Here is a 21721-nt window from a genome sequence, read left to right as displayed (position 1 = left end):
GACTCGAAGCCCGTTGCGCGTGGCTGGTTAAAAGAAGAACGCATGGGCCATGAAGGCGATGATCGGCAGCGTGATGGCCGTGCGTAGCAGGAAGATGGCTACCAGCTCCCACAGCTTGAGGGGGATCTTCGACTTGAGCAGCAGCGCACCGATCTCCGACATGTAGATCAACTGGGTCAGCGACAGGCAGGCGATGACGAAGCGGGTCAGCTCGCTCTCGATGTTGGTGGCCAGTACCGCCGGCAGGAACATGTCGGCAAAGCCCACCAGGGTAGCAGGGGCAGCCGCCTCGGCCTCGGGAATGCGCAGCAGTTCGAGCACCGGCACCATGGGGTAGGAGAGCCAGGTGAACAGCGGCGTGAACTCGGCGAGTATCAGCGCCACGGTACCGATGGCGAAGACCAGTGGCAGCAGGCCGAGGAAGATGTCGGCCACGTTGAACAGCGCGTTGCGGGCGAGCTCCCTGGGGCCCGGGGCGTGCTCGGCGCGGCGTACCGCCTGGGTCAGGCTGTAGCGCAGCAGGCCCATCTCCTCGGTGCGCTTCTCGGCCAGTTGACAGCCGACTGGCTCGTAGTAGGTGTCGGGCTTGCGCGACAGCGGCGGCAGGCGCGGCACGATGACCGCGGCGATCAGTCCGGCCACCACCACGGTGAAGTAGAACTGCACGAACATGTGGTTGAGGTCGACGAAGCTGGTGATCAGCAGGCTGAAGGCGATCGACACGATGGAGAAATTGGTGGCGATGACCGAGGCTTCGCGGCGGCTGTAGTAGCCTTGTTCGTATTGCTGGGTCGTGATCAGTACGCCCACGGTGCCCGAGCCCATCCACGAGGCGGTGGCATCGATCGCGCTGCGGCCGGGCAGGTTGAAGATCACCCGGAACGGCTTGCGCACCAGGCTGCCGATGAACTCCATGAAGCCGAACTCGACCAGGAACGGCAGCAGCAGGGCGGCGAAGAAGAAGAAGGTCAGCAACACCGGGGCCAGGTCGTTGAGCATCACCCCACCGGTGAAGGAGGCGGTGACGAACTCGGGCCCGAACTGGAAGAAGGTCATCAGGGCGAAGGCCGCGCCCAGGAGGCGCATGCCGAACCACACTGGCCCGACGTGGAACATGTCGCGCAGCACGCCCTTCTCGGCCCAGCGAGGCCGGGTCAGCTTGACCCAAGAGGTCGCCAGCACCGAGAGTACCAGCACGATCACGGCAATGGCCGGCAAGGCACCCTCTAGCAGCGCCTTGAGGCCATCGGCCATCAGCCCCATGCCGATATTGATGGTGTCGCCTACCTTGAACGGCACCAGGAACAGGCTGACGCCGATGGCTGAGGGAATAATGAATTTCAGCAGGTTGCCGCGTTCGAAAGGCGCTGGGACGGCGGCGCTTCGGCGGGTGGTGTCAGTGGTGGACATGGGATTTCCCTTGGGTTGTCGTTGTAGTGTCATGCAATGTCATGTCAGTCGCGGCGCATTACGCCCGGCAGGGCGCACAGCATTTCATAGAGCAGGGTGGCGCCCATCAGCGCCGTATTGCCGCTGGTGTCGTACGGCGGCGAGACCTCGACCAGGTCACCGCCGACGATGTTGAGACCGGCGGCGCCACGCACGATCTCGAGCCCCTGGGTCGAGGTCAGCCCGCCCATCTCGACGGTGCCGGTACCTGGTGCCACCGAGGGGTCGAGACCGTCGATGTCGAAGGTGACGTAGACCGGGGTATCGCCCATCTGCTCGCGAACTTCCGCCATCAGCGGCTCGAGTGAGCGGTACCAGCACTCCTCGGCGGTGACGACGCGGAAACCCTGCTGGCGGCACCAGTCGAAGTCCTCGGCGGCGTAGCCGGTACCGCGCAGGCCGATCTGCACCACCTTGCCCTTGGCCAGCAGCCCTTCCTCCTGGGCGCGGCGGAACGGTGTGCCGTGGGCGAGGGGTTCGCCGAACATGTGCTCGTTGACGTCAGCGTGGGCGTCGATATGGATCAGCCCCACCGGGCCGTGCTTGCGGGCGATGGCGCGCAGGATCGGCAGGGTGATCACATGATCGCCGCCAAGCGTCAGCGGGATGCAGCCATGGCCGAGCACCTCGTCGTAAAAGGCGCTGATGATGTCCACCGTCTTGGGCAGATGGAAGGTGTTGATCGGCACGTCGCCAATGTCGGCCACCTGCAGGCTGTCGAAGGGCGCGGCGCGGGTGGCCATGTTGTAGGGCCGCAGCATGCGCGACTCGTCGCGTATCTGGCGCGGCCCCAGGCGCGTGCCGGGACGGTTTGAGGTGGCGATATCCAAGGGCACGCCGATGAAGGCGACGTCCAGCCCTTCGGCGGTGGGCTGGGTGGGTAGGCGCATCATGGTGGCGGGGCCACCGAAGCGAGGCATCTCGTTGCCGCCGAGCGGCTGGTTGAAGTCGGGCATGATGGGCTCCTGGAAGCTGTGTCTGCATGTCTACCAACATGTAGCAGCTTTCATGCCAACTGCAGCGCCCCGTCACCAGGGGCTTGTCAGGTCAAGTGATGCATGATTGCATCAATACGGCGCGTTAATTGATTCAATATCGAATTGCAATTCACTCTTGAATCGCTGGGCGACCATATGAATGAAATCGACCGAGAGGTGATCAAGACCATCGTCGAGACGGCTAACGATCATTTCTTCATCGTCTGCGGCTCGGGACGGGTGCTCGACGTCAGCCCGGGCGCCGCGGCGGTCTATGGCATGGCGCGGGAGCGCCTGATCGGTAGCACGGTGCAGCAGCTCGAGGCAGAGGGGGTACTCAAGCCTTCCATCAGCCTCGAGGTGATCCGTACCGGCAAGCCGGCACAGCTGATGCAGGTCACCGGCACGGGCCGGCGGGTGATCGCAGAGGCGCATCCCGTCTATGTCAACGGTCGGCTCGAGCGTATCGTCAGCCGCTCCCGCGACCTCACCGACCTGCAGCTGCTGCAGGATGAGTACGCGCTGCTGCAAAAACGCTTCAGCGAACACCTCAAGCGCAGCCAGGGCGGGTCGAGCGCTGAGGAAGGTCTGCTCGACGATATGCTCGACAGCCTGGAGGTGCGCAGCGAGCTGATGCGCGAGCTGGCCCTGCTGCTCAAGCGCGTGGCGCCCTCGGATGCCACGGTGCTGATGCTGGGCGAGTCAGGCGTCGGCAAGACCGCCTTTGCCAGGCAGTTGCACCGTTGGAGCCGGCGTAGCCAGGGGCCGTTCGTCGACGTGAACTGCGCTGCCATCCCGGAGAACCTGTTCGAGTCGGAAATGTTCGGCTACCAGCCAGGCGCCTTCAGCGGCGCGGCGCGCCAGGGCAAGGCGGGGCTGCTGGAGCAGGCGGAAGGGGGAACCCTGTTCCTCGACGAGATCGGTGAGCTGCCGCTGCCGATGCAGACCAAGCTGCTCAAGGTGATCCAGGACGGCAGCGTCACGCGCCTCGGCGATACCCGGCCGCGTCGGGTCGACTTTCGCCTGGTGGTTGCCACCAATCAGGATCTGGCCAAGCGCGTGGAGACGGGGGCGTTCCGCCTCGACCTCTACTACCGGCTCAATGTGATCCCGCTCACGCTGCCGCCGCTGCGTGAGCGTCGGGAGGACATTCCGGCGCTGGCCGAGGCGTGTCTCGAGCGTCTCAACCAGCGCTACGGCGAACGCAAGCTGCTGCATGGCAGCGTATGGTCGGAGCTGATGGGTGGCGACTGGCCGGGCAATGTGCGTGAACTGGAGAACTGGCTGGAACGCGCCTGGCTGTCGAGCCCCGGGGACGTGATCCAATCGCCGACGCTGGGTAACGCCACGGCGTCACCGAACATGTCGCCCCCGGACGGGGACCCGGCGCTGACCGCACTGGCCGAGCATGAGGGGCTGAGCGACTACCTGGCCCGGGCCGAGTACGCGGTGCTTCAGGTGCTGTGCCGGACGCTCCCCAGCACCTACGCCATCGCTAAGCGGCTGGGCATCAGCCAGCCAAGCGTCGTGCGCAAGCTGAAGAGGCACGGGCTAAAGATTCAGCGCTGAGCCGAGTTCTCCATGATGGCCCGTTCGAGGATCTCGAAACGGCCGGGCGCCAGGGCATCCTCCACCGCGGTGATGCGCAGCACGTGGCCCAGGTCGGGATGAGCGGGGCGGGCAATGAGCCGGCCGGCTTCCAGCAGCTCCTGATTCAGCCGCCCTGCCAGCTCCGCGCTGGGCAGGCGCAGGGCGATGAAGTTGGTCGCGCTGGGCAGCACCTCGGCGCCCAGGTCGCGGAAATGCGCGGCCAGTCGCTCGCGGCGCTGCTTCACCTCGCGTACGTGAGCTTCCACCTCGCTGTGGTGGTCGAGCACGGTCTCGGCGGCGGCCTGGGTCAGGGTCGATACCGCATAGTGGATGCGTACCTTCATCATCATGGCGAGGGTCTCTGGCTCGGCGATAGCGTAACCGATACGCAGCCCCGCCAGGCCGTGCGCCTTGGAGAGCGTGCGCAAGCGGATCACGCCGGGCAGTACCTCGCGGCTGAAGGTCGAATCGGCATCATCGCGGAAGTCGTGGTAGGCCTCGTCGACCAGCAACCAGCACTCTTCGGGAAGTTCGGCGCGCAGTTGGCGGATCTCCTCGTCGCTGTGCAAATGACCGCTGGGATTGTCGGGGTTGGCGATGTAGACGAGCCGGGCCCCATGCTCATGGGCACTGGCCAGCAGGGCATTCAGGTCTGGCGAGAGCAGCCCCGGGGCCTCACGGTAGGGACGTTCGACGAGGTGGCAGCCCTGGCCTCGGGCGAAGTAGCCGAAGGTGGGGTAGGTACCGCTGGCGCTCACCACCGTGCAGCCGGGCGTGGCCACGCTGCGCAGCGACAGGGCAATGAGGCTGTCGGCCCCGGCATCGACCAGGGTGTTTTCCAGCGGCAGGCCGTAGAGCGACGCGAGGCGTCGACGTACCCCCAGCGCCTCCGAGTCGCCATAGCAGTAGACGTGCTCCACCATGGCATCGCCGAAACGTTCACGCAGTGCCCGGTGGGGCATGTCGAGGCCTTCGTTGGAGCCCAGGCGATGGGGAATTTCGCGGCCTATGCGTCGTTCCAGCACCTTGATGCCGGGAAAGGGATTGCTGGGGCCGGGGCCGGTCAGGTGGTCGGGAAAACGCGGCATGCTGCACTCCAGGGACAGGGTGTGAAGATCGTTGCAGAAGCGCTCCGCAGACTCAAGCCAGCGCCTGGTGTCGTGGCCGTGGAGTCTACGGAACGTCATGCGCAGTTCACTTTTCGAATGCCAGGATCTTGTGCCGGTTGAGCAGGCTCAGCGGATCCAGTGCCTGCTTGAGCGTTCGCATCAGGGCGATCTCCTCCGGTGTGCGCGAGATCGCCAGGTAGTCGCGCTTCTCGAGGCCGATGCCATGTTCGGCGGAAATCGAACCGCCGAGTTCGGCCAGGGGGCCGTAGACGAGCTGCTCCACCGCATGACGGGTCTTCGGCTCGTTGCTGCCGACGCTGACCGAGACGTGCAGGTTGCCATCGCCGAGGTGGCCGAAGACCACGATGCGCCCCTGGGGCCAGCGCTCAACGATGGCTTGCTCGAGCTGCTCGGCGTAGACCGGCATATCGGGAATGGGCAGGCTGACGTCGAAGGTAAAGAGTGGAGCCAGGTTCTCGATCAACCCCTCGATGTCTTCACGGATGGCCCAGATGCCCTGGCGTTGGGTATCGGATTGTGCCAGCACTGCATCCTCGATCAGACCGGCCTCGAGGGCCGCTTCGAGGGCGGCGCCGAAGCGTGCGGCATTCTCATCGTCATTGGCCCCCAGCGACTCGATGATTGCGTAATACGGCCAGTGCGTCGGCAGCGGCGCCGTATTGCGGCCACTCTCCTCGGTGAGCAGGGCGTAATGATTGCGCCACATCACTTCGAAGGTGCCCAGGCTTCCGCCCAGTTCCCGGCCCATGTACCGGAGCAGGCCGGTAACGCCATCGAAGTCGGGGCACGCTACCAGCGCGGTGCGTTCGCTGACCATCCGGGGCTGCAGCCGGAGCACGGCCCGAGCGACGATGCCGAGCGTGCCTTCACTGCCGATGAACAACTGCTTGAGATCGTAGCCGGCATTGTTCTTGAGCATGCGATTCATCGAGCTGACCACGGTGCCGTCGGCCAGCACCGCTTCCAGGCCCAGCACTTGCTGGCGCATCATGCCGTAGCGGATCACTCGCACGCCGCCGGCATTGGTGGAGATATTGCCGCCAATGGTACAGGAGCCGCGTGCACCGAGGTCGAGCGGAAACACCAGCCCGTGCTCCTCGGCGGCTTCCTGGACCCTTTGCAGTGGCGTGCCGGCCTGGACGGTCATGGTGCCGCCGATGGGGTCGATCGATTCGATGGCGCTCATTCGCTCGAGCGAGATGGCGAGCTCGTCGGGGCCTGCTTCACCGCCATGGACCAGCCCGGTGAGCCCGCCGTGGGTCACCACCGGTTGGCCGGCGGCATGACATAGCTTCATCACATCCGCCAGTTCGGCCGTATCGGCGGGCCGCACGATGGCGCCAGCGCGGCAGGGCGCGCCGGTCATCCAGTCCACCCGGCGCTGGGCGACGTCGTCACCGGTCATCACGTTGCTGGCCCCGACGATGGCGGCCAGGTCCTCGAGTCGTACTTGCATGGAGTGTCCTCGTGTCGCGCTTCAGGCCATGGCCGCTTCGTGTTCGCGTCCGGGAATGGCATTGAGCAGTTGGCGAGTATACGGCTCCTTCGGGCTGAGGAAGACTTCCTGGGCCGTGCCCTGCTCGACGATGCGGCCGTACTGCATGACGATGATGTAATCGCATATCTGCGCCGCGACCCTGAGGTCGTGGGTAATGAAAAGCAACGACAAGGACAGCTTCTGCTTCAACTCCTCGAGCAGCTCGAGCACCTGGGCCTGGATCGAGACGTCGAGCGCCGATACCGCTTCGTCAGCCACGATGAGCTCGGGATTCAGCGCCAGGGCGCGGGCGATGCCGATGCGCTGACGCTGGCCACCGGAGAATTCGTGGGGAAAGCGATCGACTGCCACGGCGCCTAGCCCGACCAGTTCCAGCAACTCTTCGGCTTGCTGCATGGCTTTCTTGCGAGGAGTGCCGTTGGCCATGGGACCCTGGGCGATGGCGTAACCCACCCGGTGGCGCGGGTTGAGCGAGGCGTAGGGGTCCTGGAAGATCATCTGCACGCGATGTCGTTCGCGGCGCAACTCGTCTCCCCTGAGAGCGGAGAAGTCCGTCCCGCCCAGGCTTAGTGAGCCGCTGTCCGGGCGCTCCAGGCGCACTACGCAGCGCCCCAAGGTCGACTTGCCCGAACCCGATTCGCCGACGATGCCTACGGTTTCGCCCGGAGCGAGGGTGAAGGAGACGTCGTCCAGTGCGCGTACCTCGCGGGCGGGCTTGAACAGACCGCCGCGTGAACGGAATATCTTGTGGAGGTTGCGTACCTCCAGCAGCGGCTGCGGCCTTTCGCCATCCCGGGCCTCGGGGATGACGTTGCTCGGGATCGCGTCCAGCAATGCACGCGTGTACTCGTGCCGGGGGTTGTCGAGCACCTCTGTCGCAGTGCCCAGCTCGACGACCTGACCATAGCGCATGACACACACGCGACTGGCGACTTCGGCCACGACGCCGAAGTCATGGGTAATGAACATCACCGCCATGCCACGCCGCTTCTGCAAGTCGCGTATCAACTCGAGGATCTGTGCCTGGGTGGTCACGTCGAGCGCTGTGGTGGGCTCGTCGGCGATCAGCAGCTCCGGCTCCAAGGCCAGTGCCATGGCAATCATCACTCGCTGGCGCTGGCCGCCCGAGAGCTGGAAGGGGTAGGCGCGGATCGCCTTGTCGGGCTCGGGAATACCTACCTCATCGAGCAATGCCAGGGCCTTGGCCTGCCGCTCGCGACCGCTGTACTTGCCGTGGGCCTCGAAGACCTCGGCGATCTGGGCGCCGACGCGCATCAGCGGGTTCAGTGCCGTCATCGGTTCCTGGAAGATCATGCCGATACGCAGGCCGCGCAGCTGGCGATGCTGCTTCTCGCTGAGCCGGAGCAGGTCCTGGCCGTCGAACAGTACCTCGCCGGCGGTGGCGTGCACGCCCTTGGGCAGCAGGCCCATCACGGCATTGGCTGCCATCGACTTGCCGGAGCCGGACTCACCCACCACACACATGATCTCGCCGCGTGAGACGTCATAGCTGACGTCCTCGACCGCGTAGTCGCGATCGGCGCCCTTGGGCAGGGCCAGGGTAAGGCCGCGGATGCTCAGTACCGGAGTCTCGTCGTTCATGGTTCCTCTCCTAGGAGCGTTCGCGGGCGAGCTTGGGATTGAGGGCATCGTCGAGGCCTTCACCGACCAGGTTCAGCGCCAGCACCGTGAGCAGGATCGCCACGCCGGGGAAGAAGCTCAGCCACCAGGCCTGGCGGATGACCGTGCGCGCGGCACCGATCATGTACCCCCAGGACATCACGTTGGGGTCGCCCAGGCCGAGGAAGGAGAGGGCCGACTCGAGCAGGATAGCGGTGGCCACCATCAGCGAGGCCAGCACGATGATGGGCGACAGGGTGTTGGGCAGGATCTGCTTGAGAATGATGGTGCGGTTGGTCTGGCCGACGAGCCGCGCCGCCTCGACATACTCGCGGTGACGCAGCGACATGAACTCGGCGCGTACCAGGCGGGCCACCGGCGGCCAGCTGACGATGGCGATGGCCAGCACGATGGAGGTCACGCTGGGTTGCATGATCGCCACCAGCACGATGGCCAGGGCGAAGTTGGGAATGGTCTGGAAGAACTCGGTGAAGCGCATAAGCGCATCGTCGATCAGGCCACCGTAGTAGCCGGCGATGGCGCCCAGCGGTACGCCGATGAGGAGTGCCACCGTGGTCGAGACCAGGCCGATCAGCAGTGAGACCCAGGCGCCGTGCATGAGGCCGGCGGCCACATTACGACCCATGGTATCGGTGCCCAGCCAGAATCCTTCCACTTCCATGGGGGAAAGAAACGGGCGCTGCACCATGCGCCAGGGCGATTCGGGATAGAGCACCGGGGCAAGAATCGCCATCGCTATGATGACCAGGAGGATGAGCAGGCCGATCAGGGCACCACGGTTCTGGGCAAAGCGGGCGAAGAAGCTCATGAGGCCTCCTTGATGCGCGGATCCGCCAGGCGGTAGACGAGGTCGGTGATGATGTTGAAGACGATGACCAGGGCGGCGGAGAAGAAGAAGATGCCGAGCAGTAGGTTGTAGTCGCGTTGTTGGAGTGCCTCGAACATCAGCCGGCCGATGCCGGGCCAGGCGAATACCGTCTCGGTCAGGATGGCGCCACCGACCATCTGGCCCGCCTGTAGGCCGGCCAGGGTGATGATCGGCAGCAGGGCATTCCTGAGGATGTGTCGGCGCTGGATCACACGCGGACCGAGCCCCTTGGCGCGGGCGGTCTTGACGTAGTCCTGCTGGCTCGCCTCGAGCATCGAGGCGCGGGTCATGCGGGTGTAGATGGCCATGAAGAAGAGCGCCAGCGTGGTGGCCGGCAGGATCAGGTGCTTGGCCACGTCGAGCACCAGGGCAAAGCCCGTCAGGCCCGCCCCCACGGTATACATGCCGTAGGCGGGCAGCCAGTCGAGATAGACCGAGAACAGCACCACCGCCATCAGGGCGACCCAGAACAGCGGCGTGGCATAGAAGATCAGCGCCAGCGCCATGATCAACGAGCCGGAAGGCTTCTTGACCCGGGCCGCCGCCATGGAGCCTGCCAGTATGCCCAGCGCCAGCGACAGCACGAAGGCGGTACCCGTCAGCAGCAGGGTCGCCGGCAGGCGGGCCAGGATCAGGTCGAGCACCGGCATCTGCTGGCGGTAGGACCAGCCGAAGTCGAGCATGGCGATGCCCGATACGTAGCGCCACAGTTGAACGTACATCGGCTGGTCGAGGCCGAAGCGCTCGCGCAACTGGCGCAGGAACTCCTGGTCGGTGGCGCCGGCCTCGCCGGCCAGGATAGCGGCGGGATCGCCCGGTGCCAGCTGGATCAGGATGAAATTGAAGATCACGATCAGGAACAGGACGACGACGGCTTTCAGCAGCCGCATTACGATCAGTCGGGCATAGAGCATGCAACAAGCCTCTGGTACTTGAGAGTACACAAATGCCTGTGCGAGCGAATCGCTGCGTTACGCGGTGCTCACAACCCTCACCTATACCTCATAGGCTCCGGTTGCTGCGCTCCGTGTGCCTTGCGCTTCATCTCGCTCGGCGATTTGTTGCTCTTAAAACGGGAACGGCCGGGGCCGCCCCCGTCAGGCAACGGCCGGCTCAGCGATCGAGCCAGGCGTCCTTGAAGCCGTCGTTGACCCCTACACCGGAGGTGACCAGGTCCTTGACGTCGCAGCGGTAGATGGTCGGGAAGCCGAGTTCCAGCAGCCAGCCTACCGGCACGTCTTCGTGCAGGATCTCCTGGGCCTCGCGGTAGAGCGCCTCACGCTCCGACTCGGGGTGGGCGGTCGCCGCTTCGTCGAACAACTCGTCGACCCGCTCGTTCTCGTAGCCGCCGACGTTGTTCCACGGTGATCCTTTCTCGATGTTGTCCGAGAGGTAGGAACGGGTGATGCCCAGCGCCGGGTCGCCGTACTGGTAGAGGAAGGTGAAGGCCATGTCGTAGTCCCACTCGGAGAGGCGTTGGTTCCAGCCGCCCACGTCGGTGGCCACGGTGCGCACGTTGACACCCACCTCGCGCAGGTTCTGCTGCACGGCCTCGGCCCAGCGGGTCCAGGTTTCGCCATAGGGCAGCGGCAGCAGGCGCACTTCCTCGCCGTCGTAGCCCATCTCATCGAGCAGCTCGCGGGCGCGATCGGGGTCATGATCGTAGGGGGCGAGGCCGTCGTGGCGGAAGCGGGCATTGGAGCCGAAGGCGGAGAGGGGAACCTCGCCGAGGCCGTTCCACAGTACGTCGCGGGCGAATTCGCGGTTCATGGCGTACATCACTGCCTGGCGGAAGCGCTTGTCGGCGGTGGGGCCTTCGCGGTTGTTCAGCCACAGCATGGCGAAGGGGCTGAAGTACTCATGGCCTTCGTCGGTAATGCAGGCATTCTCCATCTCGGCGAGGCGCGGGATATCGAAGTTCTCCACGGTGCCGTTGGGCAGCACGTCGACGGTGCCGTTCTCGAAGGCCACGGCGCGTGAGGCGCCATCGGGAATGATGTGCCAATTGATGCCGTCGAGATAGGGCAGGTCTTCCTCGTAGTAGTCCTCGTTGCGCACCAGTTGGATGACGGTGCCACGATCCCAGTTGTCGAACTTGAACGCCCCGGTGCCGATCGGGTGGTTATTGGCCGGATTGTCGCGAAACTCGGTACCCTCGTAGATGTGCTTGGGCACCATAGTGAAGGTACCGGCTTCGAACGAGAGCAGGAAGGGGCCGAACGGCTCGGCCAGGGTGAACACCACGGTATGGTCGTCGGTCGCCTCGATGCTCTCGATATGCTGCAGCACGGCACGGGCGCTGGGGTTGAGTTCGCGGTGGAAGACGTCGGCGGAGAACACCACGTCTTCGGCGGTGAAGGGCTCGCCGTCGTGCCATAGCACGCCTTCGCGCAGGTGGAAGGTCCAGGTCAGGCCATCGTCGCTGACTTCCCACGACTCGGCCAACTGCGGCTGGGGCTCGAGGTCGGTGGTATAGCGCAGCAGGCCTTCGTAGATGTTGCCGGCAACGACGCGGGTGGGGGCGTTCTGGACCATGCCCAATACCAGGCCGGGAGGCTCGGGCTGGATGATGGTATCGATGGTGCCGCCGTGTTTCGGCTCGTCGGCGAGGGTGACGGTCGTGGTAAAGGCCAGGGCAGCGACGGCCGCGGCCAAGGGCGTCTTTCTCATCATCGGATTCCTTCTTGTTGTCTCGGCTTTTGTTATCTGTTGCCGGATAGATAGATGCCGACTATCAGCCTTATTGACCTTAGCAGTGCCTCCCCAAACTGTCGACAGTCGCCAATCGACGGTCGACATGAGCGTGCTTTGCGTCATACTGTAGCGAAGTCAACCTGTGAGAGCCCCGATGAATGACAGCTTCCAACGCCTTCGCTAACGGCATGGTCATCCAGCAGCGTAATCTGGTGGAGCAGGTGGCCGACTTCCTGACCCAGGCCATCATTGGCCAGCACTACGCGCCCGGTGAACGGCTATCGGAAGTGCAGCTGGCGCGTGACCTGGGCATCAGTCGTGCGCCCGTCCGCGAAGCGGCGCGCCTGCTCGAGAGCCGCGGCCTGTTGGTGTCGCAACCGCGTCGTGGCTTCTTCGTGCGGGCACTGGATGCTGCCGAACTCAATGACATCTTCGACCTGCGCCTGTGCCTGGAACGTCATGCACTAGCGCGCCTGGTCGAGATTTACGATGCCGACAAGGAGCGAGCCCTGCACCGGCAGGTCGAGCTCATGTGCGAGGTAGCGCTAAAGGACAGCGATAGCCGCAAGATCGAGGAAGACCTGATCTTCCATCGCATGGTGATCGCCTTTGCCGGCAACCGGCGCCTGCTCAAGGCGTTCGACGACATTACCCATGAACTGCGGCTCTGCATTGCACTGATCGGCAAGACACACGCCGAACCCGATACCATTGCCACCTGCCACTGGGCACTGCTCGACGCCCTGGCCAGCGGCGACCCCGAGCAATGCCGGGAGGCCATCGACTACCACATCGGCGTGGCGCAGCACTATGTGGTGAAGGGAGTCGGCGAGTCGAGCTGATTGCGCCAGCTCGGCGTGTGCCCAGCGCTCATTGCCGGGGCATCGGGTAGCGCCGGTCCGCCTTGCCTGCCTTGACCACTTGCCCTGGGGTGTCATGACCCACCAGCCCGGGCAAGCTCGCCGACACTGCCAGCAGGGCATCCAGATCGACACCGGTAGCCACCTCCATCTGGTCGAACATGTGCACCAGATCTTCGGTGCATACATTGCCGGTGGCGCCTGGTGCGTAGGGACAGCCGCCAAGACCGCCCAGCGAGGCGTCGAAGCGCACGATGCCCGCCTGCCAGGCGGCCAGCGCATTGGCGAGCCCCATGCCGCGGGTGTTGTGGAAGTGCAGGGTGAAGGGGGTATCCGGCCAGCGTTCCAGCACCGCCTCGCATAACCTGCCGACCTGGGCGGGGTTGGCCATGCCGGTGGTGTCGCACAGGGTGATGCCTTCCACGCCCAGCTCGAGTAGGCGCTCCACCAGTCCCAATACCCGTGTTTCGGGCACTTCGCCCTCGAACGGGCAGCCGAAGCTGGTCGACAGCGAGGCGTTGACGAAGACGCCGCTGCCTTGGGTGGCGGCGAGAATCCCGGCGAAGCGCTCGAGCGACTGCTCGGGCGTCATGCGCAGGTTGGCCATGCCGTGGGAGTCGCTGGCCGACATCACCAGGTTGATCTCGTCGACGCCGCAAGCCAGCGCGCGCTCGCAGCCGCGCAGGTTGGGCACCAGCACGGTGATGCCCACTCCCTCGCGGCGTGCAATGCCGCGCACCACTTCCTCGGCATCGCGCAGGTTGGGAATGGCCTTGGGTGAGGTGAAGGAAGTCGCCTCAATGCGGGCCAGCCCGGTGGCCGAGAGGGCATCGATCAGGCGTATCTTCTCGACAGTGGGCACGAAACCGGCCTCGATCTGCAGGCCGTCGCGGGGTGCCACCTCGTTGATCTGCAAGCGTGTCATGAGCGCTCCTCAAAGCGGTCGGTCAGGGCGGCCGGGTCAGATGATGCCGGCTTGGCGCAGTTTGTCGCGCGTGGCCGCATCGATACCCAGTTCGTCGAGCACTTCATCGGTGTGCTGGCCCAGGGCCGGGCCGCCGTTGCCGAGCCGCCCGGGGGTGGCGCTGAGCTTGGGCAGTACGCCGGGAACCTTGAGCGGCTTGCCGTTGGGCCGGGTGATGCTCTGGATCATCTCCCGCGCCAGATAGTGGGGGTCCCGGGCGATGTCGGCCGCGGTGTAGGGATAGCCGGCCGGTACGCGGGCGGCATCGAGCCGGGTGAGGATGTCGTCGCGCTCATGCTCAAGCGTCCAGGCCTCGATGGCGCTGTCAATACGCTCGGCCTGTCGGGCGCGTCCGTCGTTGTGAGCCAGGGCCGGGTCTTCGGCGAGGTCCGGGCGCTCGATCACCTGCATCAGGCGCTTGAAGATACTGTCGCCGTTGCCGGCGATCAGCACGTAGTCGCCGCTGCGGGTGCGATAGGCATTGGAGGGGGTGATGCCGGGCAGGGCGCTGCCGCTGGGCTCACGTATTTCGCCACTGGCATCATATTCAGGCAGCAGGCTCTCCATCATGGCGAAGACGGATTCGTAGAGTGCGATGTCGACGACCTGGCCAAGGCCGCTGTGGGCACGCTCCTGCAGCGCCAGCAGGGTACCGATGACGGCGTAGAGTGCCGACAGCGAATCGCCGATGCTGACCCCGACCCTCACCGAGGGCTCGCCGGGCTGGCCGGTGAGGTAGCGCAGGCCGCCCATGGCCTCGCCGATCACGCCGAAGCCGGGCTTGTCGCGATAAGGACCGGTCTGGCCATAGCCCGAGACACGCACCATGATCAGCCCTGGATTGATGGCACTAAGCGCTTCCCAGCCGAGCCCCCAGCCCTCGAGAGTGCCGGGGCGGAAGTTCTCGACCAGCACGTCCGCCTCGGCGACCAGGCGGCGCACCAGGTCCTGCCCCTCCTGGCTGCGTAGATCCAACGATAGCGAGCGCTTGTTGCGAGTCTGGACGTGCCACCAGAGCGAAGTGTCGTCCTCGATCATTCGCCAACGGCGAAGTGGATCGCCGGTGCCGGGAGGCTCGACCTTGATGACGTCGGCGCCGAATTCGCCGAGCAACTTGGTCGCGAAGGGGCCGGCAATCAATTGGCCCAGTTCGAGAACCTTCAAGCCATCCAGCGGCAGGCGCCGGTTAACCGGTGTTGTCATGTTTGGCACTCCTCGTGCGGGATGAACTCAGGATGCGTGAGAAGGCCGGACACAACAATTCAGGAAACGGCAAGCCTGGATTCGTTCCTGACGAAGTCTTGCCGTAAGATAGTGTCGTTACGCCATGCGAGGATGACGCCGTGCGCCGATTCGATTTCGTCACCCTGAAGCTGTTCGTGTCGATTGCCGACGAGGGCAGGCTGACCGCCGCTGCCGAGCGGGAGCACATGGCGCTGGCGGCCGTCAGCAAGCGCATCAGCGATCTCGAGTCATTGGTGGGTACCTCGCTACTCTACCGCCGGCCGCGCGGTGTCGAGCTGACCCCGGCCGGGCACGCCTTCCTGCACCACGCTCGACGCATCCTGGAGAACATCGAACGGCTTTCCGCCGAGCTGAGCGAATATGGCGAGGGAGTCAGGGGGCATGTGCGCATCCACTCCAACACCTCGGCGATCATCGCTTTCCTGCCTCAGGATTTGAGCACCTTCTCGCGGCAGTTTCCGCAGATCAAGATCGACTTGCAGGAGCGCGTCAGCTCCGAGGTGATTGCCGCGGTGCGCGATGGCCTCACCGATGTGGGTATCTTCGCCGGCCACGTGCCTTGCGGCGACGGTCTTCAGATACTGCCCTATCGCAGCGACCGGCTGGTACTGATGACGCCGCATGACCACCCCTTGGCCGGACGTGAGTCGCTGCAGCTGCACGAGGCTACTCAGTACGACTTCATCGGCCTGCAGCAGGACACCTCCCTGCAGGGATTGCTGCACGAGCAGGCCAGCCGTGCCGGCAAGACCCTGCGCATGCGCATCCAGGTACGCAGTTTCGATGCCATCTGTCGCATGATTCATCACGGCATGGGCGTTGGGGTGTTGCCGGAAAAGACCATCTACCGCGACCTGCGCGACCTGGAACTGTGCAGCATTCCCCTGAGCGACCCCTGGGCGGAGCGCAAGCTGGTGATCGGCATTCGCGAGTACGAGGGGCTGCCGATCATTGCCCGGCATCTGGTCGACCATCTCAGCGGCGAATCCTCACTCGTCGCGCAGAATGGTGAAAGCTGACCACTGCTGGCAGAGCGGCGTGACCTCGAGCCGGGTGATATTGACGTGGGGCGGCAGCTCGGCAATGTGCAGCGCCTGGGCGGCCACGTCCGCCGGTTGCAGGGAACGGGTGCCAGCGTAGTAGCGCTTGGCGAAGTCGCGGTCGCCCTTCATGCGTACCTCGGTGAATTCGCTCACGGTCATGCCCGGGGCCAGGTCGGTGACGCGGATGCCCGAACCGCTCACGTCGCAGCGCAGATTGTAGCTGAACTGTTCGACGAAGGCCTTGGAAGCGCCGTAGACGTGGCCGCCGGGGTAGGGCGTATGCCCGGCGATGGAGCCGATATTGATGATGGTGGCACCTTCGCCGTGGGCGATCAGCCGGGGCAGCAGCAATCGGGTCACCGTGACCAGCCCCTTGATGTTGGTGTCGATCATGGTGTGCCACTCGTCGAGGTCGGCGTCTTGCGCGGGCCCCTTGCCCAGCGCCACGCCGGCATTGTTCAGCAGCAGCCTCACGTTGCCGAAGGGCTCGGGGAGGGTGTCGACGACACGTTCGATGGCCGTGCGGTCAGTGACGTCGAGCGCGGCAACGTGGATCGGCACCGCAGCGCCGAGACGCTGGCGCAGGTCATCGAGACGGGCCTGTCGTCGACCGGTGAGGACGAGACCCCAGCCGGCCGCAGCAAAGGCCTCGGCGCAGGCCTGGCCGATGCCCGAGGTGGCGCCGGTAAGGAAAGCGATGGGCTTGGCTTCGTGCATGATGAATGCTCCTGAGAGAAGGGTTCATTGACGTGTGCCCCGGTCCGCCAGGATATTAGCCATTGGTCGCAGCCTGTAGGCTTCTTGCATGAAGGTCACTGTGGTGGGCGGCTCCTGAAGCCTTCGTTTATGGCGAAGTCAGCCTTCATCAAAACCGATTTGAGCGCAGCGGGGGCTTGTTTCAAGATCACAACAGGTGTCACGTCAACCATAACGATAACGATCAGGAGAGCATCATGCGCAAGTCCTTACTTGCCACGCTGGCTACGCTTGGAATATTGAGCGCCCCGTTCGCGCTCGCCAACACCATCGAGATCCAGGTCAACAACACCATGAGCGAAGGCGGTTCCGAGAGTGCGGCCGTCGAGCGCTTCGCCGAATATCTCGAAGAGCAGGCGCCGGGGCGTTTCAACGTACGTCCTTTCCTTGCTGGTTCGCTCGGTGGGGAGGATGCGGTACTCGAGCTGCTCAACCTCGGGCAGACCCAGATCTCCATCACCGGCGGCAACTGGCGTCAGCAGTATGCGCCCGAGTATGACGCCATCACCGTGCCTTTCGTCTTCTCGACCTGGGAAGAGGTGGACGCCTACATGGATAGCCCGTCGGGCCAGCGTCTGGTCGAGATTGCCGAAGAGAGGGGTGGGCTCAAGTACTTCGGTACCCAGCACCGCGGCCCGCGCCATATGACGGCCAACAAGGCGATTCATACGCCCGACGACCTGCAGGGGTTCCGTCTGCGATTGCCGTCGCTGCCGGTATGGCTCGAGGTATGGGAGGAGATCGGTGCCCAGGTGGTCAACGTGCCGGCTCCGGAGATCTATCTCGCCATGCAGACGCGCCAGGTGGATGGCCACGAAAATTCGCTTTCGTCCCCCTATACCCGTCGCTTGTGGGAGGTCCAGGATCACATCATCCTCACCAGCCATGTGATGTTTCCGTGGAACTGGGTAGCCAGCTCTCGCTGGTGGAACGGGCTGGACGCCGAGGACCAGGAATTGATCGCCGAAGCCATTGATGTCGCTCGCCAGCACGGTACCGAGGTGGAGCGCGAGTTCGACGAGTACTATCTCGAAGAGCTGGAGAAGGCGGGCATGACCATCATCGAGCCGGATGTGTCGCTGTTCCGTGAGGCGGCCATGCCGGCGATCGAGCGCGTCATGGCCGAGATGGCCGAGGGCGTGATGGACGATGCCATGGGCAACGGCGTCGACGACTGACGCTCGCGTGGCGTACCGAACTGCCAGCGGCGCCCCAACCGGGACGCCGCTGGCGTTTTCTGCCTGGAGGATGCAACCTTGACCGCTGCTTCACTGCCCCCCGGGGGTGGCCTGGATCGTGCCGCCTATTACCTGCTCCGGGGCATCACCCTGGTGTGCGACGCCATTGGCGTACTGCTGTTGGCCGGTGTGCTGCTGCTGATCGTGGCTGCCGTGCTGGCGCGTGACGTCATTGGCCTGGGCATGCCCTGGACGGAGGAGGTCGCTTCCATGCTGGCGATCTACGCCGTCGCGTTCGGCTCGCTATCGGCCTGGGTGCGGTTCGAGCATCTCGTCGTCGACCTCTTCAGTCATCGCCTCGCTCACTGGGCGCGGCACGTGCAGTACCGGCTGGTGGCGCTACTCTCCTGCGGCTTCTTCGCTCTGGCGGCCTGGGGGGCGTTGACGATGTCCATCGTCAGTGCCAACAACCGCACCGTGTCGCTGGGCATCAGCTTCAGCTACCTCTATTACGGTATCTTCACCGCTTTCGCCGGCATGGCCGTACTGGCGCTATGGCAAACCCTGCGCGGCCCGGTGGCGTGGCAGGACTCCCTTCTGGCCGAGCGGGAGGCAGGCTGATGCAGGAACTCCTGGTTTTCGTCGGTGGTTTGCTCGTGCTGATGGCGATCGGCCTGCCGGTGGTGGTGGCGATCGGCATCACTTCCTTCATCGCGCTGGTGGTGACCGGCAGTGGCGGCCTGCCGGTGGAGCTGCTGTCGCTGCGCATGGTACAGACCCTCAACAATTTCACGTTGCTGGCCATACCGCTGTTCATCCTCGCCGCCAACATCATGAATACCGGCTCGACGACCACACGGATCTTCGACTTCGCGACTGCGCTGGTGGGCTTCACCAAGGGGGGGCTGGGGCATGCCAACGTGGTGGCCAGTTCGATATTCGCCACCATGTCCGGCACCGCGGTGGCCGATGCTGCCGGCCTCGGCAGCATCGAGATCAAGGCCATGAAGGAGCGCGGCTACGACCTGGGCTACTCGGCCGGCATCACCGCGGCATCGAGCGTGATCGGGCCGATCCTGCCGCCGAGCATTGCCCTGGTGGTGTATGGCTGGCTGGCCAACGTGAGCATCGGTGCGCTGTTCATGGCGGGGCTGATGCCGGGCATCCTGATGGCCATCCTGTTCATGGGCATGACGGTGGTGCTCGGTGCCGGCAAGCGTGTATCCATGCCGCCGCCGGTGCCGTTCGACGGCAAGGAGGTGCTGCGCACCGGCAGGCGGGCCGTGCTGCCGCTGATGATGCCGGCCATCATCGTGGGCGGCATCTGGACCGGGCTCTTCACGCCCACCGAGGCCGGTGCCATCGCCTCGCTCTACGCGATCGTGCTGGGTACGGTCATCTACCGCGACTTGTCCTGGCGCGATCTGTTCCAGGCCTTTCGCCGCACGCTCATGTTCAGTGCCGCGATCCTGCTGATCATTGCCGTATCGAGCTTCTATGGTTGGATCCTCGTGCGCATCGGTATCCCCCAGGCCCTGGCGGGCCAGGTTGCCGGCATCGACATGCCGACGATACTGCTGCTGCTGGCCTTCGCGCTGTTCTTCCTGCTGATCGGCTGTTTCATGTCGGTGATCGAGAGCATCTTGATCTTCACGCCGATCGTGGTGCCCGCCGCGCTGGCCGCCGGGCTCGATCCGATCCACTTCGGCATCGTCATGGTCATCACGCTGTCGGTGGGGGTCATCACGCCACCGTTCGGCACGGTGCTGTTCCTGATGGTGGGCATCACCCGGCTGCGCTATGCGCAGATCGTCGTCTCGATCCTGCCGTTCCTGATCCCGATCCTGCTGACCATCCTGATTCTCATTGCCGCACCCGTGCTGGTGACCTGGCTGCCCAGGGCGATGGGCTACTGAGGCTGGGGTAGCGGCGGTCCCGGACGGAACGCCCGGGACCGCCGCGGGTCACAAGCGATGACACTGCAAGGGATTCGCCATGCTCGATACCATCCAGCGCTTCTTCCAGCAGGCCCTGGCCGAGCCTGAACGTTCGGAGAACCCGGCCCCGACTCTGGAGCTTGCCACCGCTGCCCTGCTGTGCGAGGTGATGCGTGCCGACTACCACACCGACGAGGCACAGCTTGCGGCCTTGCGCGAGCTGCTCATGGGCCATTTCCAGCTCTCCGGCTCTGCCGTGGAGGAGCTGATGGAAATGGCGCGTGAGGAGGTGGAGCACTCCGTCGACCACTATCAGTTCGTCAGCCTGATCAAGCAGCATTATGACTACGGCCAGCGATGCGAGCTGGTGCGCATGATGTGGTCTCTGGCACAGGCCGATGGCGAGACGCATCACCTGGAGGAGCATCGCATCCGGCGCCTGGCCGAGCTACTGCACGTCAGCCACTCCGACTTCATCCGTACCAAGCTGCAGGTCCAGGGCAAGGTCGAATAGATCGACTTGATCCGAAGCATGAAAGGGGGAGTCAAGGCGATTGCGGTCGTGCCGCGCTGCTAGACTAGGCGCTCGTTCCGGCACGTATGTCGGACGCATCTGGCCAATTGGAGGAGTGGCATGTCTCGTGAGACCGTCGTACTGGGTGCCGGCATGGTCGGCGTCTCCATTGCCTGGCACCTGGCTCGCCGCGGCCGTTCCGTGCTGCTGGTCGATCGTCGCCCGCCTGGGCAGGAGACTTCCTATGGCAACGGTGGGCTGATCCAGCGCGAGGCGGTGCGACCCTACACGTTTCCCCGTGAGCTCGGCAAGTTGCTGAGCGCGTTGCCCAATCGACGGGTGGATATCCGCTATCAACTGAGTGGCATACTGCAGTTCGCCGGCCCCCTGTTTGGCTACTGGCGCTATTCGGCTCCACGCCACTATGAGCGGATCATTGCCGAGTACGCCTCGTTGATTGTGCTCTCGACTCAGGAGCACGAGCCGATGATCGAGGCGGCAGGTGCCGCCGAGCTGATCGGCAAGGAGGGCTGGCTGGAAGTGCATCGCAGCCAGGCCGAACTCGAGCGTCGGCAGCGTGAGGCCGAGGATGCCGCCAGGCGTTTCGGAGTCACCCACGCCACCTGCGATGGCGATGGGCTGGCTCGATTGGAGCCCCAGCTGTGCCCAGGCCTGGCGGGGGCTATTCACTGGACCAACTCGTGGAGCGTGGCTGATCCGGGCGCGCTGGTGGCCGCCTATGCCGCAAGCTTCCAGCAGCAAGGGGGCGAGTTCCTGCAGGCCGGTATTCGTCAGCTGACCCCGCTGGGAGAGGGCTGGCGTATCGATACCGACACGGGAACGCTTGCCGCTCGCGACGTGGTCGTGGCGCTGGGGCCATGGGCAGGGGAGTGGCTCAAGGGGCTGGGCTACCGCCTGCCGACCTTCGTCAAGCGCGGCTACCACATGCATTATGGCGCCGCGCAGGAGCGACGGTTGCGCCACTGGATTGCCGATGCCGATGCCGGTTACATCCTGGCGCCGATGCGTGCCGGCATTCGCCTGACGACCGGTGCCGAACTGGCCCGCCTCGATGCGCCCCCTTCCCAAGGCCAGTTGGATGCCGCCGAGCGCAAGGCGCGTGAACTCTACCCCGCATTAGGCGGGCGGCTGGAAGCGGAGCCCTGGAAGGGCGCGCGGCCTTGCCTGCCGGACATGAAGCCGGTAATCGGCCCGGCGCCACGGCACAAGGGGTTGTGGCTGGCCTTTGGCCACGGTCATCAGGGGTTCACCATGGGGCCGGTGACAGGGCGGTTGATGGCGGAATTGATGGAGGGGGAGCCGACGGCAGTGGATATGGCGCCGTTTCGGGCAGACCGGTTCTGACTGCGGAATCGC

General features: G+C 64.8%; 19 protein-coding genes. 8 read left to right on the top strand and 11 right to left on the bottom strand.

The genetic code is table 11. The annotated features are described in order from the left end of the window. Window positions 1–27 precede the first annotated feature (27 nt). Together ACUY1T_RS01600 and speB are read right to left on the bottom strand one after the other, a co-directional pair. Window positions 28–1410, bottom strand: coding sequence for a YjiH family protein (locus tag ACUY1T_RS01600; protein ID WP_446019966.1), 1383 nt, complete (start codon window positions 1408–1410; stop codon window positions 28–30). 44 nt (window positions 1411–1454) lie between these two features. Continuing rightward, entirely contained in the window at window positions 1455–2405 is a 951-nt protein-coding gene (speB, locus tag ACUY1T_RS01595) for an agmatinase (RefSeq protein WP_446019965.1), read from the bottom strand. Window positions 2406–2582: 177 nt separating this feature from the next. On the opposite strand from speB, the gene ACUY1T_RS01590 reads away from it, so the two are divergent. Next, on the top strand, window positions 2583–3995 hold the full coding sequence (locus tag ACUY1T_RS01590) for a sigma-54 interaction domain-containing protein (RefSeq protein ID WP_446019964.1): 1413 nt from the start codon (window positions 2583–2585) through the stop codon (window positions 3993–3995). On the opposite strand, the gene ACUY1T_RS01585 is transcribed toward ACUY1T_RS01590, so the two are convergent. The 6 genes from ACUY1T_RS01585 to ACUY1T_RS01560 form a co-directional block, all read right to left on the bottom strand. Next, window positions 3986–5104 (bottom strand): pyridoxal phosphate-dependent aminotransferase, encoded by a 1119-nt coding sequence (locus ACUY1T_RS01585; protein WP_446020215.1) that lies wholly within the window; start codon window positions 5102–5104, stop codon window positions 3986–3988. The genes ACUY1T_RS01590 and ACUY1T_RS01585 overlap by 10 nt on opposite strands. 106 nt (window positions 5105–5210) lie before the next feature. Continuing rightward, window positions 5211–6602 carry an FAD-binding oxidoreductase gene (locus ACUY1T_RS01580; protein ID WP_446019963.1) on the bottom strand — a complete coding sequence of 464 codons (1392 nt, stop codon included), beginning with the start codon at window positions 6600–6602 and terminating at the stop codon, window positions 5211–5213. 21 nt (window positions 6603–6623) lie between these two features. Continuing rightward, on the bottom strand, window positions 6624–8246 hold the full coding sequence (locus ACUY1T_RS01575; RefSeq protein ID WP_446019962.1) for an ABC transporter ATP-binding protein: 1623 nt from the start codon (window positions 8244–8246) through the stop codon (window positions 6624–6626). Window positions 8247–8256: 10 nt separating this feature from the next. Next, complete coding sequence (locus ACUY1T_RS01570) at window positions 8257–9093, bottom strand: ABC transporter permease (RefSeq protein WP_446019961.1); 837 nt, start codon at window positions 9091–9093, stop codon at window positions 8257–8259. Next, window positions 9090–10067 (bottom strand): ABC transporter permease, encoded by a 978-nt coding sequence (locus ACUY1T_RS01565; RefSeq protein WP_446019960.1) that lies wholly within the window; start codon window positions 10065–10067, stop codon window positions 9090–9092. Before ACUY1T_RS01565 ends, ACUY1T_RS01570 begins: the two co-directional genes overlap by 4 nt. Before the next feature lie 199 nt (window positions 10068–10266). Continuing rightward, entirely contained in the window at window positions 10267–11823 is a 1557-nt protein-coding gene (locus tag ACUY1T_RS01560; RefSeq protein WP_446019959.1) for an ABC transporter substrate-binding protein, read from the bottom strand. 182 nt (window positions 11824–12005) lie between these two features. On the opposite strand from ACUY1T_RS01560, the gene ACUY1T_RS01555 reads away from it, so the two are divergent. Next, the gene (locus ACUY1T_RS01555) at window positions 12006–12689 is read left to right on the top strand and encodes a GntR family transcriptional regulator (RefSeq protein WP_446019958.1); all 684 of its coding nucleotides are present in this window, start codon (window positions 12006–12008) and stop codon (window positions 12687–12689) included. Window positions 12690–12717: 28 nt separating this feature from the next. Here the strand turns inward: ACUY1T_RS01555 and ACUY1T_RS01550 are convergent, their stop codons facing one another. Both ACUY1T_RS01550 and ACUY1T_RS01545 read right to left on the bottom strand, forming a co-directional pair. After that, window positions 12718–13632: a hydroxymethylglutaryl-CoA lyase gene (locus ACUY1T_RS01550; protein ID WP_446019957.1), complete on the bottom strand. Its 915-nt coding sequence runs from the start codon at window positions 13630–13632 to the stop codon at window positions 12718–12720. A gap of 36 nt (window positions 13633–13668) precedes the next feature. Then, on the bottom strand, window positions 13669–14874 hold the full coding sequence (locus ACUY1T_RS01545) for a CaiB/BaiF CoA transferase family protein (protein WP_446019956.1): 1206 nt from the start codon (window positions 14872–14874) through the stop codon (window positions 13669–13671). 140 nt (window positions 14875–15014) lie between these two features. Here ACUY1T_RS01545 and ACUY1T_RS01540 point away from each other — a divergent pair, with 140 nt between their 5' ends. Then, window positions 15015–15935, top strand: a complete 921-nt coding sequence (locus tag ACUY1T_RS01540) for a LysR family transcriptional regulator (protein ID WP_446019955.1) — start codon at window positions 15015–15017, stop codon at window positions 15933–15935. Here the strand turns inward: ACUY1T_RS01540 and ACUY1T_RS01535 are convergent. Beyond that, window positions 15906–16676, bottom strand: coding sequence for an SDR family NAD(P)-dependent oxidoreductase (locus tag ACUY1T_RS01535; RefSeq protein WP_446019954.1), 771 nt, complete (start codon window positions 16674–16676; stop codon window positions 15906–15908). The genes ACUY1T_RS01540 and ACUY1T_RS01535 overlap by 30 nt on opposite strands. 236 nt (window positions 16677–16912) lie before the next feature. On the opposite strand from ACUY1T_RS01535, the gene ACUY1T_RS01530 reads away from it, so the two are divergent. The 5 genes from ACUY1T_RS01530 to ACUY1T_RS01510 all read left to right on the top strand — a co-directional run bounded on the left by ACUY1T_RS01530 (window position 16913) and on the right by ACUY1T_RS01510 (window position 21709). Continuing rightward, window positions 16913–17893 carry a TRAP transporter substrate-binding protein gene (locus tag ACUY1T_RS01530; RefSeq protein WP_446019953.1) on the top strand — a complete coding sequence of 327 codons (981 nt, stop codon included), beginning with the start codon at window positions 16913–16915 and terminating at the stop codon, window positions 17891–17893. 78 nt (window positions 17894–17971) lie between these two features. Then, window positions 17972–18514 carry a TRAP transporter small permease gene (locus tag ACUY1T_RS01525; RefSeq protein WP_446019952.1) on the top strand — a complete coding sequence of 181 codons (543 nt, stop codon included), beginning with the start codon at window positions 17972–17974 and terminating at the stop codon, window positions 18512–18514. Further along, entirely contained in the window at window positions 18514–19809 is a 1296-nt protein-coding gene (locus tag ACUY1T_RS01520) for a TRAP transporter large permease (RefSeq protein WP_446019951.1), read from the top strand. Before ACUY1T_RS01525 ends, ACUY1T_RS01520 begins: the two co-directional genes overlap by 1 nt. A gap of 79 nt (window positions 19810–19888) precedes the next feature. Then, on the top strand, window positions 19889–20344 hold the full coding sequence (locus ACUY1T_RS01515) for a tellurite resistance TerB family protein (protein ID WP_446019950.1): 456 nt from the start codon (window positions 19889–19891) through the stop codon (window positions 20342–20344). A gap of 120 nt (window positions 20345–20464) precedes the next feature. Continuing rightward, window positions 20465–21709 (top strand): NAD(P)/FAD-dependent oxidoreductase, encoded by a 1245-nt coding sequence (locus ACUY1T_RS01510; RefSeq protein WP_446019949.1) that lies wholly within the window; start codon window positions 20465–20467, stop codon window positions 21707–21709. Window positions 21710–21721: the final 12 nt, after the last annotated feature.

The organism is Billgrantia sp. Q4P2, from assembly GCF_052806135.1.
This window is presented reverse-complemented; position numbering and strand designations above follow the sequence as displayed.